Annotated in this window: 11 protein-coding genes; 1 reads left to right on the top strand and 10 read right to left on the bottom strand. The window is 59.3% G+C overall.

Features of this window, described 5'->3' with window-relative positions; translation table 11 throughout:
• Nucleotides 1–41 precede the first annotated feature (41 nt).
• Nucleotides 42–2,723, top strand: a complete 2,682-nt coding sequence (locus AC1MEW_RS32270; RefSeq protein ID WP_480424862.1) for an RHS repeat domain-containing protein — start codon at nucleotides 42–44, stop codon at nucleotides 2,721–2,723.
• A 74-nt stretch (nucleotides 2,724–2,797) separates the two neighbouring features.
• Here the strand turns inward: AC1MEW_RS32270 and AC1MEW_RS32265 are convergent, their stop codons facing one another.
• The 10 genes from AC1MEW_RS32265 to AC1MEW_RS32220 form a co-directional block, all read right to left on the bottom strand.
• Nucleotides 2,798–4,249: a mannose-1-phosphate guanylyltransferase/mannose-6-phosphate isomerase gene (locus tag AC1MEW_RS32265; RefSeq protein WP_201200763.1), complete on the bottom strand. Its 1,452-nt coding sequence runs from the start codon at nucleotides 4,247–4,249 to the stop codon at nucleotides 2,798–2,800.
• A 210-nt stretch (nucleotides 4,250–4,459) separates the two neighbouring features.
• Entirely contained in the window at nucleotides 4,460–5,113 is a 654-nt protein-coding gene (locus tag AC1MEW_RS32260; protein ID WP_322270582.1) for an alginate O-acetyltransferase AlgF, read from the bottom strand.
• Nucleotides 5,114–5,128: 15 nt separating this feature from the next.
• Nucleotides 5,129–6,304, bottom strand: a complete 1,176-nt coding sequence (locus AC1MEW_RS32255; RefSeq protein WP_322270583.1) for an alginate O-acetyltransferase — start codon at nucleotides 6,302–6,304, stop codon at nucleotides 5,129–5,131.
• Between the two features lie 11 nt (nucleotides 6,305–6,315).
• On the bottom strand, nucleotides 6,316–7,881 hold the full coding sequence (locus AC1MEW_RS32250) for an MBOAT family O-acyltransferase (protein ID WP_201200769.1): 1,566 nt from the start codon (nucleotides 7,879–7,881) through the stop codon (nucleotides 6,316–6,318).
• A gap of 257 nt (nucleotides 7,882–8,138) precedes the next feature.
• Nucleotides 8,139–9,272, bottom strand: a complete 1,134-nt coding sequence (locus tag AC1MEW_RS32245; protein WP_480424858.1) for a mannuronate-specific alginate lyase — start codon at nucleotides 9,270–9,272, stop codon at nucleotides 8,139–8,141.
• 11 nt (nucleotides 9,273–9,283) lie between these two features.
• Nucleotides 9,284–10,747, bottom strand: a complete 1,464-nt coding sequence (locus tag AC1MEW_RS32240; RefSeq protein ID WP_322270584.1) for an alginate O-acetyltransferase — start codon at nucleotides 10,745–10,747, stop codon at nucleotides 9,284–9,286.
• A 10-nt stretch (nucleotides 10,748–10,757) separates the two neighbouring features.
• Complete coding sequence (algG, locus tag AC1MEW_RS32235; RefSeq protein ID WP_480424856.1) at nucleotides 10,758–12,344, bottom strand: mannuronan 5-epimerase AlgG; 1,587 nt, start codon at nucleotides 12,342–12,344, stop codon at nucleotides 10,758–10,760.
• Nucleotides 12,345–12,370: 26 nt separating this feature from the next.
• Nucleotides 12,371–13,855, bottom strand: coding sequence for an alginate export family protein (locus AC1MEW_RS32230; protein WP_201200777.1), 1,485 nt, complete (start codon nucleotides 13,853–13,855; stop codon nucleotides 12,371–12,373).
• Complete coding sequence (gene algK / locus AC1MEW_RS32225) at nucleotides 13,852–15,354, bottom strand: alginate biosynthesis TPR repeat lipoprotein AlgK (protein WP_201200784.1); 1,503 nt, start codon at nucleotides 15,352–15,354, stop codon at nucleotides 13,852–13,854. Before algK ends, AC1MEW_RS32230 begins: the two co-directional genes overlap by 4 nt.
• A 15-nt stretch (nucleotides 15,355–15,369) precedes the next feature.
• Nucleotides 15,370–16,542, bottom strand: coding sequence for a PilZ domain-containing protein (locus AC1MEW_RS32220; protein ID WP_480424853.1), 1,173 nt, complete (start codon nucleotides 16,540–16,542; stop codon nucleotides 15,370–15,372).
• Nucleotides 16,543–16,556 lie beyond the last annotated feature (14 nt).

Here is a 16,556-nt window from a genome sequence, read left to right as displayed (position 1 = left end):
CTATCGGTGTTTGCTCTGTTGAAAGGAATTGGATCAGTGCGATGCACGTTCAACAGCAGACCACGCATAGCCACACCCCGACATTGGCGGTCATTGATCCACGCAGGTTGACGGTGCGTTCAGTGGGCTATTACCGCCCCGAACCCAGCGAAACGGCGCAAGCGCGGGTCAACCGAACGGCGTATGACGTAGCCGGACGGGCGACGGCCCAGTGGGACCCACGGCTATTCCAGAACCTTTCGGCCCCGGCCAACCTGCGCACGATTACGGGTATGAGCGGCGCAGTTTTGTGCTCTGTTAGTGTGGATGGCGGATTACGAGTCAGTCTGTTGGGGGAGGCGGGGCAGCCAGTCCACACTTGGGACGGTCGGGATTCTCGGCGCCGGATGCACTATGACGATCTATTGCGACTGAGTGCATTGTTCGAACAGGTGGAGGACGGCGAGGAAGTTTGCGCGGAGTGTTTGAGTTACGGGGCAATCGATCCGGCATTTGCCGATCACAACCAGTGCGGTCAACTCATCCAGCATGACGATCCAGCGGGTACGCTGCTGTTCAATCACTATGGTCTGAACGGCGCCGTGCTTGAGCAAGTTCGGCGTTTTACCCATGACTCGCCCACGGGTTTGACCACGTATTCATGGGTAAACCCGCTCGGTGACGTGATCGCCAAAACGGATGCCAAAGGCAATGAACAGCGACTCCGGCACACCGTCTATGGCCAGTTAAACGCGGTGGATTTGCGCCTGACCAAAACAACGGAATGGCTGCCGATGGTCAGCGCCATCCGTTACAACGTCTACGGCCAGGTTGAACAGGAAGTGGCGGGTAATGGCGTGGTTACGCTGCTTGAGTACACCACTGAAGAGGGGAGGCTCAAACGTCTACTGTCCCGGCTCGGACTGGAAGAGCCATTGCAGGATCTGCATTACGCCTACGATCCGGTCGGCAATGTGCTGAGCATCGAAGACGCGGCGCTGCCGGTCCGCTACTTCGCCAATCAACGTATCGAACCGATCAGCCGCTACACCTACGACAGCCTTTCACAGTTGATCGAAGCCACCGGGTGGGAAGCTGGCACGGTCAAACAGGGCCCCTCATCCGAGCCAACGGAAAGCCTCGCCAATTATCGCCAGACCTATCGCTACGACGACGGCAACAACCTGCTCGAATTGACCCATGTGGGCGCGAAAAACCCCGGCCATCGACTGGTCGCTGCCGCTCATAGCAATCGTTGTTTGCCGGTGCGCGATGGGGTGGAACCGGGCGAAGAGGATTTTCGCCATGGTTTCGACGCCAACGGTAATTTGCTGAACCTGCAACCGGGGCAGGCGTTGAGTTGGGACTTGCGCAATCAGCTAAAGGAAGTAAGACCGGTCGAACGCGATTCTGGCCCCGATGACAGCGAACACTACGTCTATGGCGCCGATGGCATGCGCGTACGCAAGATCCGCTCACTGCAAACCAACGCCCAAATCAACCTCATCGAAACTATTTACCTGCCAGGCCTGGAAGTCCGTACCCACAGCGGCACCGGCGAAGAACTGCACGTAATCAACGTCCAGACCGGGCGCGGCAACGTGCGGGTGTTGCATTGGGAGGCGGAACGCCCGCCGCAAATCGCCAACAATCAACAGCGCTACAGCCTGACTGATCATCTGGGTTCCAGCACCCTGGAACTGGATCAACACGCCAACATCATTACTCAGGAGCGCTATTACCCGTTCGGCGGCACGGCTTGGTCCAACGGCGAAGCGGTGCAGGTCAGTTACAAGACCGTGTGTTATTCAGGCAAGGAACGGGATGCGACGGGGCTGTATTACTACGGGTTCAGGTATTACGCGCCGGAGCGCCAGCGATGGTTGAATCCCGATCCGGGCGGCGTGATTGATGGCCTGAATCTCTATGGTTTTGTAAAGAACCGACCCATTAGCTTGTCCGATCAAAACGGCTTGTTCAGGCAGTCACGTTATCACCGCAGCGACTCGACTCAGGCAGTTGCTGAACTGATTGAAATTTTTAATCGCCCAACTGAAGGCCAATCTCGAGTCTATCGCGGTAACGAGCGCGAGGTGCTGGGTAGGAGGATTGAAGGGCTGGCGGCGCTAAGCCAAAACTTACCCGGGCTCATGGAGTATGCCGAAGGTGGAAACGGAGTCTCTGACCAAATTAATTTCCATCTTCGTGGTTTAAGTACTTCAGAAACAGAAATCAAAAGTATCGTGGAAAATTTCAAGGCTGAGGTGAAAACCCTACCTGATTACCAAGGAGTGGCTTATCGGGCATTGAGAGTCAATGCAGGCGTTTTTGGTGGCACGGTAAAGATTGGAAGTATTGTGGCAGATCGAGGATTCATGTCGGCCAGTGTAGTGCCTCATAGTGTGATTGGTTGGTTAGAAAACTGGGCCGATCACAAGGCGGAATCAACGCCCGGCCAGCAAAGGGTTATCTTGGTATTTGATGAACAGACGCCGAAGAAAGTCGCCGCTACTGGCTTTCTTGCCGATCATCTGCTGATTGAGCCGCTGGCCCAGTTCAAGGTCAGTGAGATTCACCACACTGGGGCAGTCGAGGCGGGTAATCGATTGACTGTCGTCGGCCTCCAGAGTGCGAAAGACACAAGTCGCCATAAAATTAGAGACCTGAGATCCGGAGAGGTTTTACTACCGGCAATCAATCCAGGATGGTTATCAAGAGTTCGAAGCAGACTGTCTCCGGTGTAAAAAAAGCCCCCACCCAACCCACTGCGGATAGGGACGCAGCGGGCTGGACGAGGGCTTCTTGTGTTACCGGTTAATCACTGCGCGATGGTTTTCACCGACACGCCGCGTTCGATCGGGGTGGAGCGACCGTAGATATCTTCAAACCGCTCGATATCGTCTTCGCCCAAATAGCTGCCCGATTGCACTTCGATGATCTCGAGTGGAATCTTGCCCGGGTTGCGCAGGCGGTGGACCGAAGCAATCGGAATGTAGGTCGACTGGTTTTCACAGAGCAGGAACACGTTTTCGTCGCAGGTCACTTCAGCGGTGCCGCTGACCACGATCCAGTGTTCGGCGCGGTGGTGGTGCATTTGCAGCGACAGGCATGCGCCCGGCTTGACCGAGATGTGCTTGACCTGGAAACGCCCGCCCATGTCCACCGAGTCGTAGGAGCCCCACGGACGATAGACTTCGCAGTGGTTCTGGGTTTCGCTGCGGCCCTGTTCGTTGAGAGTGTTGACCATTTGTTTCACGCCTTGGACCGAGTCCTTGTGGGCGATCATCATGGCGTCCTTGGTTTCGACGACCACGATGTTTTCCAGGCCGATCACCGACACCAGTTTACCGTTGCCGTGGATCATGCAGTTTCTGCTGTCCTGGATAACCACGTCACCTTTGGAGACGTTGCCGTTGGCGTCTTTTTCATTCACTTCCCACAGCGACGCCCAGCACCCGACATCACTCCAGCCGGCGGTCAGCGGCACGACGCAGGCACGCTGGGTTTTTTCCATCACTGCGTAATCGATGGAGTTGTCCGGGCAGCAGGCGAAGGTGGCTTCGTCGAAGGTGATGGTGTCGGCATCTTGCTCGCTGCGCTCAAGGGTCAGCAGGCAGGTGTCGTAGATGTCCGGGTCGTGCTTTTTCAGCTCTTCGAGGAAGCGGCTGGCGCGGAACAGGAACATGCCGCTGTTCCAGAAATAACCGCCGGACTCAACGTATTCGGTGGCGCGTTTGACGTCGGGTTTTTCAACGAAATGCGACACGCGGCTGACGCCTTCGGGCAGCAGCGAATCATTGGTCGACTTGATGTAGCCGTAACCGGTTTCCGGTTTGGTAGCCGGTACGCCGAACAGCACCATTTCGCCGTTTTCGGCAGCGACGGTGGCCAGGGCCAACGCACGTTGCAGGGCTTTCTGGTCTTCCAGCACGTGGTCGGCCGGGAGCACCAGCATCAACTCGTCGCGACCTTCATTGACCAGCATCATCGCGGTCAGGGCTACCGCCGGTGCGGTGTTGCGACCGAACGGTTCCATCAGGATGCGCTGCACTTGCAGCTTACGGGTACTCAGTTGCTCGTTGACGATAAAGCGGTGGTCCTTGTTACAGACCACGATCGGGGTGTCCATGCCCTCGAACACCAGGCGCTCCAGGGTTTGCTGGAACAGCGTGTGCTCGCCGGTCAAGGCCAGGAACTGTTTGGGGAACTGTTTACGCGAAAGCGGCCAAAGACGTGAGCCGCTACCACCTGACAAGATTACCGGAATCATGTTGTTACTCCTTAAAATCGATTGGTTAGAGCTACTGCGTTCTGTCGTTTCACTCTTGTTCTTATTCCGCATCTGGATTGGCACCTCGGTCCTGGGTGGGAGCGGGCTTGCTCGCGAAAGCGGTGTGTCAGGCAACATCAACGTCGACTGACACGCCCTCTTCGCGAGCAAGCCCGCTCCCACAGGGGAATGGGCCAATCCGAAAAATCTTTAGCGCGTCGAAACCGGGCGTTTTACCCAGACTGGCGACAGGCTGCTGCCGCTGCCGGTGACGTACAGCACGGCCGCTTCACCGCGTTCCAGGGCAACCGGTTTTACGTCGCCGACTTTGGTCGCGCCGTCATACAGGGCCAGGCTGACTTTCACCGGGTTGATTTCACGCTCGCCACGCCCCTTGGCCGCGACCGACGGAACCACTTCAGTCTTGCCGTCGGCGGTTTTCAGGGTCAGGGCCTTGTCGCTCAGGTTCTGCACGCGAACCAGGGATTTTTGCTTGTTCTTGAACGGCGGCTCTTCGATCAGTTGTGGCGCGCCGCTGGCGTTGTTGACCAGGGTGTAATAGTGGTCACCGGCGAGTTTCACCGGCAGGCTCTGACTGCCGACCTTGGCGCTGTAATCGCCGCCCGGCATGAAGCTGAAATCGCTGCTGGCCAGTGGTGCCACATCGTTGAGCGCAGTGGTGCCGACGGTGGCGCTGACTTCAGCGTTACTGGCGTTGTAGATCCGCACGAAGGTCGAACCTTTCGGTGCGGTCGGGCCGTAGAGTGCGGCGTCGCCAGCGAAGGCGGACATCGACAACACGCTCATGCCAGCGACGAGAGCAAAGGTCTTGGCGAGACGGCGAGGAGTAGTAGTGAAAGTCATGGGTGTACCTCTCTTTCAGTTTTGCGCCCGGTCGGGCGTCTCGGATTTAGTGGTTGCAGCTACGTTTTGTTGGCGAACGCCGGCTTCTTTAAGCTCTGCGACCCACTGCGGGTCGGCGTCACCGATTTCGTTGTTCACAGGCAGATAACGTTCAGGAAACTCCCAGATCAGCACCTGTGGCGGGCTGTTCTTGAAAGCATCGCTTTCCAGGTAGGTGAGCATCGGCAGGATCGGGCCGTGGCCGTCTTCGGAGTAATTGACCACGTCGCTGTGCAGCGCTTGTTTCAGCGCACCGACGAAGTTCCAGTTCGGGTTGGCGCTGTAGCTGGTGCCGATCAGGGCCACCGGCACTTCGTTGTTGGCGAACAGGGCGTCATCACCGGCAGGCGGGTTGTCAGCGGCCACGGTGTTGCGCTTCTGCAACGGCTCGGTGGCCGGCATCAGGTTTTCGAACAGCGGGTCCAGCGGCAGGAACAGTCGCAGGTCGCCTTTGTGGGTGACTTTTTCCGCAGGTGTGGTGACGAACTTTTGCGGTTCGCCGCTGAGCGGGGTTTTCGCGGAAATAGTCTTGGCCAGGGTTTCGGCGGCGATTTGCGCGCCTTCCGGGGTCCAGTGAGTGTCGGTGCGCAGGAACACTTGCTGACCGCTTTGCTTGGCCTGTTGGAACGGGCCGAGCAGGTCGGGGGCGAGGATCTTGTCGGCCGCCACACGCGCATGGAAGTCCTGGTAGAGATTGGCGTGGATGCTCGCCGGTTTCACTTCACCCAGGTGTTCCGGGTACAGGCGAACCTTGGCCGGGACAATCGCCATCACCAGTTTTATGCCTTTGGCTTTCAGGGTTTGGCGCACGCCTTCGACCAGCGCGTAGTTGCCTTGCAGGTTCAGCTCTTCGTTGACGATCGGGTTGAACTCTTCATCGCTGTACAACCATTGATCGCGACCGAGCACCACGCCCGGACGACCTTCATTGAACAGTTTGAAATCCAGCGCAGCCCAGAGGTTGGTGCCCAGGCGCTTGATCGGGAACTCGGCGTCGTAGTGCGTCTCCACGGCTTTGGTCCAGCGACCGTTGAGCACCGTGGTTTCGGCACTGGTGTTGAAGCCGAAGAAGCTGCGCGTCGACCAAACGCCCAAGGCGAACAGCGTCAACAGGAACAGGGCGATGTAGAGGATGCGTAATGAGCGGGTCATGGTCAGATCCCTCAGAACTGGAAGTAAAGGAACGGCGAGAAGCTTTGCGCCGAGAGTTTGAAAATCGAGGCGATGAACAACACCAGTACCAGCGTGCGCATCACGTAGCGCGACCAGTCAGCGGTCCAGTAAGCCGGTTGCACGGTGGCTTCAACGCCGACGGTGTAGCCCGGTTCGTGGATGCTGGCCGGGTTGTCGCCCGGTACGGCTTTGATCATTCCAGGCGTGGCGCTCGCCGGGCCATCGGCCTCGACATTCACGGCAGGCTTGGTCTTTTCCGGCGGACGATTGGTGTAGAAGTCACGAATGCCGAAGAACGCCAGGGTCATGTAAGCCACGATCAGCGTCGCGACTTGCAGGCCGGTGAGGCTGGCCTGGTTGAGTTCCGACAGTGACCATTCGCCGAAGCTGAACATCGCGCCGTACATGCGACCGGCGACGTGCAGGTTTTCCGAGCGGAAGATCACCCAGCCCATCACCACCAGCAGGAAAGTCAGCGCCCAGCGGATCGGGTTGATGCTGCGCGGCGAGGTGTTCAGGCCCAGGGCCTTTTCAATCGCCAGCCACATGCCGTGCCAGGCACCCCAGACGATGTAGGTGATGTTCGCGCCGTGCCACAGACCACCGAGGAGCATGGTCAGGAACAGGTTGCGATAGGTCATCAACGTACCTTTACGGTTACCGCCGAGGGTGATGTACAAGTAGTCACGCAGCCAGGTGGACAGGCTGATGTGCCAGCGCCGCCAGAACTCGGTGATCGACTGGCTGATGTATGGCTGCTTGAAGTTTTCCATGAAGCGGAAACCCATCATCAAGCCCAGGCCGATGGCCATGTCGCTGTAGCCGGAGAAGTCGAAATACAGTTGCGCGGTGTAGGCCAGGGCGCCGAGCCAGGCATCACCCGTGGTCGGGGCTTGCAAGGCGAAGCAATGGTCGGCCACCACCGCGAGGGTGTCGGCGATAAAGACCTTTTTGATGAAACCCTGCATGAACCGCGTGCAACCCTCGGAGAACTTGTCGAGGGTGTGGGTGCGGTTGTTGAACTGGTCGGCGAGGTCGCGGAAACGCAATACCGGGCCGGCAATCAAGTGCGGGAAGATCGCCACGAACGCCGCGAAGTCGATCAGGTTACGGGTCGCCGGGGTGTCACCACGGTAGACGTCGATGATGTAGCTGATGGACTCGAAGATGTAGAACGAGATCCCGATCGGCAACAGCACGTGGGTCAGGATGAACGGCGATAGCCCAACCGAGGTCATCATCGCGTTGATGCTGTCGACGCCGAAGTTGGCGTACTTGAAGTAGCCAAGAATGCACAAGTCGACGGCCACGCCCAGGAGCAACCAGCGCTGGGCCGGTTTGGTCCGCACGCCAGCGGCACCGACCTTGAGGCCGATCCAGTAATTCCATAGCGTGACGGCGGCGAACAACGCGAGGAAGTCCACGCGCCACCAGGCATAGAACACGTAGCTGGCGATCAGCAGCAGCAAGTTGCGATAGCGAATCCCGCTTAGGTAGTACAAGCCGAGAAAGATCGGCAAGAACAAAAACAGGAACACATTGGACGAAAATACCATCCCGATCTCTCCATGTTTAACCAACAGTCAAGGGCCAACGGCCCCCCCAAACCCCCCACCAAAAGCCGGGGGACACATCACACAAAAAACTGGGCCTCACACTTACCCTGTGGCGAGGGGGCTTGCCCCCGTTCGGCTGCGAAGCAGTCGTAAACCGGCCAACGCGTTTTGCCTGTTTCACCGCGTTGTCGGGTTTTGGGGGCGCTGCGCACCCCAACGGGGGCAAGCCCCCTCGCCACAGTGGATAGTGCTAAGGCTTATGAGCCCTTGTTACCTTTTTCATTGGCCGGGTCGTAGACCTTGGTCAAATCCCCACCCAAACGGAACGTCTTGAACGGCTGCATCTTGTGCTTCTGTGCCAGCACATCCGGCGAGCAGGTGTAGAGCGAGCAGAACGGTTCGAGCCAGGCGAATTTCGAGTCGACCTTGAGGTCTTTCATGTCCTGTTCCTTGCCGTTCTTTTTCTCGAACTCTTGCGGATCTTTCACACCGGAAAGCACGCGATCCCCCAGGCGTTTAAGCGCGCCGTTGTTTTCCTGACGCAAATCCACCCCGTTGACCAAGGCAAAACTGGCGATCATCGACAGCGGCGGCAGGGCGTAGTTGTGATAGGAGAGGGCGCGTTGCTGGCGCTTGAGTTCGTTCGGCAGGAAGCCATCGGCGTCGATCTGATTGGCGCCGATTTTGTATTCCTTCACCGACCAGTCGAACAGGTCGCGGCGGTTGGTGGCGATGGACGTTGCCATCACCGACCAGGCGGACCAGTACGAATGGTTGTTGGTTTTGTCGAGCGGCAGGTTGTCCCAATCGCTGACCACCTGGTCGGCCATTTTGCTGAACCAGGCTTCGATCAACTGCGACTCTTGCTGGTGGTTGGCCAACGGATGCGAGTCGGAGAACTTCAAGCGAATGTACGAAGAGGCCATGCTGCCCAACGCCCATTTGCGCATCGACTTGCCGGTGTGGTTGAAGTCCTTGGACATCAACGCATCAGCCTTGGCCCAGGCGGTCAACCAGTTGAGCGTGCACTCGAGTTGTTCCGGGCGACCGTCACGCATGAACTGCATCACGCGCTTGCTGGTGCCGCGTTCCAGTTTGGTGATGTCGGACGTGGTGTCACGGAAGGCTTTTTCCGACTGCACGTTCAGTGTCGAACGGGCCTTGTCGGAACCTTCGTATTTGCTGCGAAATTGCAGCGGGCCGGTGTACGGCGTCGGCATCGGATCGCAGCCTTCGCTGTTGTCGCCGGTCTTCATCTTTTCAATCGGCGCGAAGTAACCCTGTGGCGGGCGCAATGGCGCGGCGGCCTGGGTGGCGCCGGCGAACATCGCCAGCGTCAGCAGGGATGGGGCGAGTAACTTTTTCAGCGTTCGGGTTTGCATGCATGTCATAAGAGGTAGCCTCATTGTCCGGCTTGAGCGGTGTGTTGCTCAGCGCCAGGGAACACGTTGCGTTTGCAGATTTTCGCTTCGACTTTTTGCGGCGCGGCACCCGGTTCTTCAGGGCCTTGGACTTCGACGGCCAGCAAGTTCTGCGTGGCCCAGTCTTCGTCGGTGCGCAACTCAAAGGCGAAACGCCCGTCAGTGTCGGAGGTTTCCGGTTTTTCGATTTTGATGTCCTCGTGGCGACCGTTCATGTACCAGAGGGTGGCGTGCAGGACTTTCACCGACGCGTCGGCAAACTGGATGTCGACCTGATGCCCGCTGTTTTGCAGGTTCAGGTTCTTGCTGTTGACCATCAATTCATTTTTGCCCGGCTTCAGTGTGGTGCTGCCGGTCATCTGGGTTTCCTTGCCTTCGCAACCGTTGTCCAGCAGCGCCATCATCTGGCGGTAGATGGTTTGCTGGTCGAGGCGATAGAGCGGCGAGAATTCCCAGATCAGGATTTTCGGCGGTTTTTTCTGGAACTCTTCGCTGCCCAGGTACTGCAGCATCGAACCTTCCAGACCGCCGCCAGGGAACGCCACGTTGAGGATGTCGGCGCCGATGGCCTCTTCGAGGAAACCGGCGAAGTTGTAGTTCTTGCCACTGTGGCTGGTGCCGACCAGGGTGATCTCCGGATTGCCGGAGTCACCGAACAGATCGCCATCCGCCGCTTCGCCCTTCGGCTCCGTGGTGAACTGATCCATGTACTGGATCGCGTAGCTGGTGCCACAGAGTTGACCGGCCATGTTGTGCAATGTTCCGGTCTTACCCATGCGACCCGACTTATGGCTCTCGAATTCGCGTTTCGGCACGTCAGCGAAGGCCGGCATTTTCTTGATTTGCTCACCGACGATTTTCGCCGTGCGCTGGGCGCCATACGGCGTCCAGTGTTGGTCGCCGCGGAAGTAGAAATCGTGGGCCGGCAGGGTGTCGGGCAGCGTTTCGTTGGTCAGTGGCGACAGGTCCGGCACGGTATAGCCCATGGCGGCGAAACGGCCGAGCATGGTCTTGTAATTCTTCAGGGCCTTGTCGAAATCGTACTTGGCCTTGTCTTCCGGATTGAGTTTGTTGCGGTTCACCAGGCCTCGGGTCGGCTGGTAGACGACCACCAGTTCCACGCCTTTGCTCTTGAACGCATCGTGCAGTTCTTTCATGCGTTTGTAGCCGGCCGGGGAGGTGTCGAACTCGGTGCGCAAGTCTTCTTGCGTACGGAACAACCAGTCGCCCTGGGCCTGCACCAGCGTGGTGAAGTTCTGCTGATAACGGGTGGTGTAGTTCTTCGCGTCGTGGGCTTCCGGGCACAGGTTGCAGCACGGGTCGGCGGTGAACTTCGGCGCCGTTGCGCTGGCGGCGGCATCGTCGGCACGGGCGCCGGCGCTGGCCGCGAGAATGCCGGCGGTCAGGGCCGACAGGCTGAGTAATTTGATCAAGTGTGGGTGCATAAAATTATCCTCAGTCCCGCATTTCGGTCTGGCGTTCGACAGGGTCGATCAGCACGGCTTTCTGCTGGCGCACCAGCAGGTCGAGAATTTCATCCTGACGGTCGCCAAGAATCCCGTTGAAGCTGATGCCGCTGGATTTGGTCGGCGCGAGCATGGACACGCGATACAACTCGACGCTCAGCGGCGAGTCGATGGACAGCGGTCCACTGCCATTACCGGCCAGTTCGCCGCCGACCACGATCAGCGACACTTGCGCGTCGAACGGGTCGAGCTTGATGTCCCGGTCGGTGTCGCTCAGGTCCTTGATGTGGCCGTAGACACCGGTCAGGCCGTTGGCCAGGGCGAGGTTTTCGTAGAGGCGAATGTTCACGCTGTTACGAATCCGGATGCCGTGGCGCTTGTTGCTGATCACCTTGTTGCCCCACAACAGGTTGTCGCCACTCTCGTAGAGGGTGATGCCGTCGGTGTGGTTCTTGTAGATCTCGTTGTAGGCGATCAGGTTGTTCACGCTGTTACGGTCGATCACCAGCCCCGAAAGGTGGTTGTCGTAGCTGCGGTTGTTGAAGATGAAGCTGTTGTTGACCTCGCGGGAAATGATGATCCCGTGCTTCTTCTTGGTCCCGTGAACGGTGTTGTCGGCAATGATCAAACCGTGGGAACGGTCATGCGGGTCAATGCCGTAGACGATGTTGTCTTTGTAGGTGTTGCCCTTGACCACGAAGTCGCGGGTTTCGTAGCAGTAGAAGCCGTACCACATGTCCGAGAACTCGGAGCCGACGATCCAGCCAGTCGGTTCAGGACGCTTGAGCACCTTGGCCATGTTCGGCGTGTATTGGGAAATACTCACGCCGTAGGACTTACTGTTGGCGTAGCCGAAACTGGCGATCTTGCTGTTGGCGATGTAGGTTTCGGTGCCGCCCCAGGACAGCAGGAACGGACGGAATTCCTTCGGCGTCTTGAAAAGCGCCGGGCCATTGTTTTTCTCGCTCCACCCAGTGATTTTGGTATCACGCACAAACAACTGGCCGTCGTTGACCAGGAACGAACCGGCCTCTTGGGACAGGCGCAATTCCTGGGTTTGCTTATCGATTTCGAGGATGCCCTTGCGGCCGACCACGATCGGTAACTTCGCCAGGAACACACCCGGCGAGGTTTCGCTGAAATACTTCGGCTCTTTCTTGGCCAGGTCCTTGAGGTTCATGTAACCGTCGTCGACGAAGATCGCCTGCGGGATGCCGTGCTGACGCACCACCCACTCGGCCATCTTGTTGTCGCCGCCGATGAAGTCCTTCAAGGCGTCTTCTTGCATCATCCGGCGCACGCTGATCTTGCCCGGTTTGGTGCGGACGATTTTTGCGGCAATGGCCTCCGCGGTGTAGCCGGACAGGTCTGGCAGTTTCGGTGCGGCCAGGTCCAGCGGCGCGGTCGGTGCGCTGCTGACGGTGTAGGTCTTGGCTTGCTGCAAGCCCTTGGCCAGGGTCGCCGGTTGGCCTTTTTGCACAGGCGCAGCCGGTTCCGCATTGGCGAAGGCCACCGAGCTGGCCAGCAACATCGCGCCGGCCAGCAAGGTGATCGAGCCTCTCTTCGGATGGGTCATGTCGGGGACTCCCTTCGCGGTTCGCATCAGAAGCGCCAGATCACGTCGATGAACGCGCGGTGCATGTACGAATCAACTTGTTTGCCATAGGCATCGCCGGGCTTGAACACGCCGCCGCGGAAACGCACCAGGGCCGAAGGCTCATCGATCGACTGGCTCAAAGCGGCGGGCAACAGCCCTTGCTTGAAGTACTTGGTGACCACCAGGTCCATTTCCTGACCGAGGTCTTTGTTGCCATCTTCCAAAGGCAGCGAGGTGCTGGAGAGGATCGCTCCGGTGGCGTCGTCGGTGTTGTTCTGGACGGCGTTGATGCCGTTGCTGCCCACCGGTTTGTTGCCGTCCACGCGCCAGAATTTGTGGTAGATCAGGCTGGCGTCGTATTCGTCGTTGAGCATCCACGAGCCGAACAGGGTCGCGGTTTGCATGTTGTTCATTTCGCCACGGAAGGCTTCGCCGAAACGGTGAACCCGCGAGCGAGTACCGGTGTAGTTCGAGCGGTTGCTTTCCAGGCCGTTCTGTTCGTAATCGGCGCTGGCGCGGGCATACGCTGCACCGACTTGCCATTGCGGATCGAGGCGCAGGCGCACGCCGATATCGGTGGCCCAGCCATTGAGGTCTTCACCACGCTTGGCTTCGGCCGGGCGGGTGCCATCGGCGTTGAGCGCGTTGACCGTGTCGGTGTCGCCGCTCATGCCGGTGATGCTGCCCCAGTAATTAACCGTATTGGTGTTGCGCCAGTTGTAGGCGTCGCTGTCGGCGGTGAGGCCAAGCCAGGTGAGGTCGCCGTTCTGTTTCTTGTCCAGCGAGTCGCCGGCCACGCCCGGTTCCGGGTAGTCGAGCTTGCCGTCATCGTGGGTGTGATGACCGCGAATGCCGACCCAGTTGCCCGGCGTCCACTGGTACGCCGCATCGGCGTAGGTGTGCAGGCGATCCTTGTCTTTTGGTGCCAGCTCTTTCAAGTCGGTGCGGTATTCGCTGAAGCGTTCGGCGACACCGGCGTTGGCGCGCAACAGGGTGGTGTCGAAGGTCCAGTTCAGGGCTTCGATGTTGGTGTCGCGCCATTGGCCGTCGTCATTGCGCAGGCGTTGGCGACCGAACTTGAGCATCTCGCCGGGGTAAGGCGTGAGGCCGCTGTAGCCGACCCAGAACTCGCGCATGGCCAGGTAGTTTCTCTTCGACGTGCGATCACCGCTGTTGGTGGTCTGGTTGACGTCGTCGGCCTGTTGCAGGGTGTCGGTTTCGATGATGTCGGTGGACGTCACGGCTTGACCCATGGCGTAGGCGCTCCACGCACCGCGTTCACCGTAGACCCATGGACGCAGGTCGAGGCCGATGCCATTGACGTCGCCGCCGGGCGCGGTGCCGAGGTCGGCGTCATCTTCGGACTGGCCGGTGATCTTCACTTCCAGGCCGTAGTTCTTGGCTTCGGTCATGGCTGCCAGGGTCGGACACGACCACAGCAGGGCGAATGTCAGGCCAATACCGGCCTGTACAAATGGATTCAACTTCATAGGGATTCCTCGCCGTCTTCTTCTTGCAGGGCATGCAAATCCAGCTTGTTCTGGCTCGAGGCACCCCGAACGGCCTGTTCTTGTTTCAACAGGCGTTGGGCCTCGGCGAGCTGGGCAGGCGGCAGTTGGGCTTCTAATGTTGTCGCGAGCTCATTGGCTTGCGGGGTGTCCTGAGCCTTGGCCAACTGGCTGAAGACGTAAGCGTTGAGCGGGTTGGGCTTGGTGCCCTTGCCTTGGGAAAACAGTTGGGCGATGGCGAAGTCGGCGCTGTTCTGGCCGTTGCGCGCAGCGGTCAGCAGGTGGTCCAGGGCTTTCTGCGAATAGACTTTGCCCAGGTAACCACGGCGGTAAATCTGGCCGAGGTAGTAATCGGCGGCGACTTCGCGGCCGACGGCTTTCTGGAAATGTTCTTCGGCGACCTTGGCGTCCGCCGGCACCCATTTGCCTTCGTAGTAGAGCTTGCCCAGCAATAGTTCGGCGCGGGGTTGATCCGCCGCGCGACCGTTGTCCAGGTACTTCATCATCGTGTCGATGTCACCGAGTTCCGGGAAGTCGTAGAGCAACTGCGCCAGGCTGACCCAGGACGCGGGGTAGCCAGGCGCGATGCCTTCGAGCAGCGACTGCGCGGTTTTCTCGTCGGTCTTGCCGAGGGTCGCATCGCCCAGTACGCGGGCCACGCTGTCCACTCGCTGAGCGGAAACCGTGCCACGCGCATGAGCGGCTTGCATCTGCTTGATCAGCTCGGCTTGTTTTTCTGGCTCGGCTTTTTTCTGATAAACCGTGGCCAGTTCGACGTAGCAGACATCGGTGGTGTTCAACGCGGCTTTGCAGATGGATTCGACTTCATCCAGGTGCTGGTCGTAAGTGCCTTGGGTGCGATAGAGCAGCACCTGGGCCAGGCCCGCTTCCGGTTTGCCTTCGGCGCGCCACTTGCTGATTTGCTGCTGGGCGTTGATGTTCGGGAAACTGTGGGGATATTGCAGGTACAACATCGCCAGCGGGATCAGGGTGTTGCCTTCGCCATTGGCCGAGGCTTTTTTCAACAGGCCTTCGGCTTCGTGCTGTTCGGCTTCGGTCGAGCCGGGCTTGGCCACCAGCAGACGACCCAGGCGAGCCTGGGCGCGGGGCGAGGTGTCGGCCGCGGCACGGTACGTCGCCTCGGCCAGTTTCATTTGGGCCGGGTCACGGCTGTCGACCTGAATATCCGCTAGCCCGACCTGGGCTTCGGTGTAACCCATGGCCGCCAGTTGCTGGTAATTCTGCTGCGCCAGCGCGGTGTCGCCGCGCTTGAGGGCTTCGTTGGCCAGACGCTGGTCGGGCAGGCCGGCGCAACCGGCCAGACTCACGGCCAATGCCACGGCACACAGAGAGCCCATGTGGGAGCGGGCTTGCTCGCGAAGCAGGCGCTGCGGTGTATCAGACAAACCGAGTTGACCCTTTCGCGAGCAAGCCCGCTCCCACAGGGACTGCGGTGTGTTCAGGATTTTTTGGATGGTCACAGGCATGTCCTCGACTTAAAGACCGGCGGCCATGGCTTTGTCGATCAGCCAGTTCAGGTTCGGGCCACGATCGCTGTTCACTTCCACCGGGCGACCGGCGAGGGTGGTGTCCAGCGGCTCGTCAGGCTTGATCTGTACGCGGATGTCGGAGGACAGGTCGGCGCTTTTCAGGCTGGTGCTGCTGACGATTTTGCCAGTGCGGGTTTTGTCTTCGCCGGCGATTTCGAAGGTCACTGGCGCACCTGGACGCACGTCGGCGAACTGGCGATAGGTGAAGCGCGCGTCGATGTTGGCTTCGCTGTTGCGCGGCACCAGGTTGAAGATCACGTCGCCCTTGCTGGCGTACTGACCGTTGGCGACCAGTTGCTGGGCGACGGTGCAATCGCACGGCGACGTCAGGGTGCCGGTCATTTGCTTGCCGAACAGTTCTTCAACCTTGGCCGGTTGCAACTGCTCTTCGTCCAGATGGCCCTTGAGGACATCGAGCATGCTGGTGCTGAAGGTCGCCAGTGGGGCGCCTTTGGCGGCGACGCCGTCGGCTTTGATCAGGCTTTGCACAGTGCCGTCGCGCGGCATGGTGATGTTCATGCCCGGTACGCTGACGATGCCGGCCTGGGCGTGGCTGACGAAGTACATGCCGTACACCGACTTGAAGATAAAACCGAACGCCGCGAGACCCACGAGGAAGATCGCGAAGCTGAAGGTCACCGCACGCAGACGCCCGAACGGGGTCATGCCGTGGCCGCCATCCTTGACCTTGCGCGCCTTGGTGAAGTTGTCGCGCTGCAGCGTTGCCAGCACTTCACCCATGCTGACGATGTCGCCGGCCAGGTGAGAGGTGATCAGGTGGCGCAGGGTCGAGATGTCCTGGGTTTCCAGGTTCTGGAACTGGCAACCGGTACGGCCGGTCTGGCGATCGTAGGAGCGGATCTGCAATTCCACGTCCATCGCCAGGCCCAGGTTATCGATGACGAACTGCAAGCGAGCCTTGTGCACTTCACCGACGGTCAGGGCTTTCTGGGTACCGGCGTTAAAGCACAGGCCGCCAGCGGAAAGGTCTTCGACCCGCGCTTCGAGCGGTACACCGGTGGTCCCGAAAAAGCGCAGCTTGGCCGGGATTTTCACGCGGGCGTGTTGGCGCTGGGCTTCGGATTCATGCACTACGTTGGTGTTCACGGCGGTATTCATATGGGCTATTTCCT

The organism is Pseudomonas sp. ASL4, from assembly GCF_056680395.1.
This window is presented reverse-complemented; position numbering and strand designations above follow the sequence as displayed.

Excerpts from the sequence above, each read along its gene's own strand:
- AC1MEW_RS32270 (WP_480424862.1), top strand. The coding sequence starts at position 42 with ATGCACGTTCAACAGCAGACCACGCATAGCCACACCCCGACATTGGCG.
- AC1MEW_RS32265 (WP_201200763.1), bottom strand. The coding sequence starts at position 4,249 with ATGATTCCGGTAATCTTGTCAGGTGGTAGCGGCTCACGTCTTTGGCCG.
- AC1MEW_RS32260 (WP_322270582.1), bottom strand. The coding sequence starts at position 5,113 with ATGACTTTCACTACTACTCCTCGCCGTCTCGCCAAGACCTTTGCTCTC.
- AC1MEW_RS32255 (WP_322270583.1), bottom strand. The coding sequence starts at position 6,304 with ATGACCCGCTCATTACGCATCCTCTACATCGCCCTGTTCCTGTTGACG.
- AC1MEW_RS32250 (WP_201200769.1), bottom strand. The coding sequence starts at position 7,881 with ATGGTATTTTCGTCCAATGTGTTCCTGTTTTTGTTCTTGCCGATCTTT.
- AC1MEW_RS32245 (WP_480424858.1), bottom strand. The coding sequence starts at position 9,272 with ATGACATGCATGCAAACCCGAACGCTGAAAAAGTTACTCGCCCCATCC.
- AC1MEW_RS32240 (WP_322270584.1), bottom strand. The coding sequence starts at position 10,747 with ATGCACCCACACTTGATCAAATTACTCAGCCTGTCGGCCCTGACCGCC.
- algG (WP_480424856.1), bottom strand. The coding sequence starts at position 12,344 with ATGACCCATCCGAAGAGAGGCTCGATCACCTTGCTGGCCGGCGCGATG.
- AC1MEW_RS32230 (WP_201200777.1), bottom strand. The coding sequence starts at position 13,855 with ATGAAGTTGAATCCATTTGTACAGGCCGGTATTGGCCTGACATTCGCC.
- AC1MEW_RS32220 (WP_480424853.1), bottom strand. The coding sequence starts at position 16,542 with ATGAATACCGCCGTGAACACCAACGTAGTGCATGAATCCGAAGCCCAG.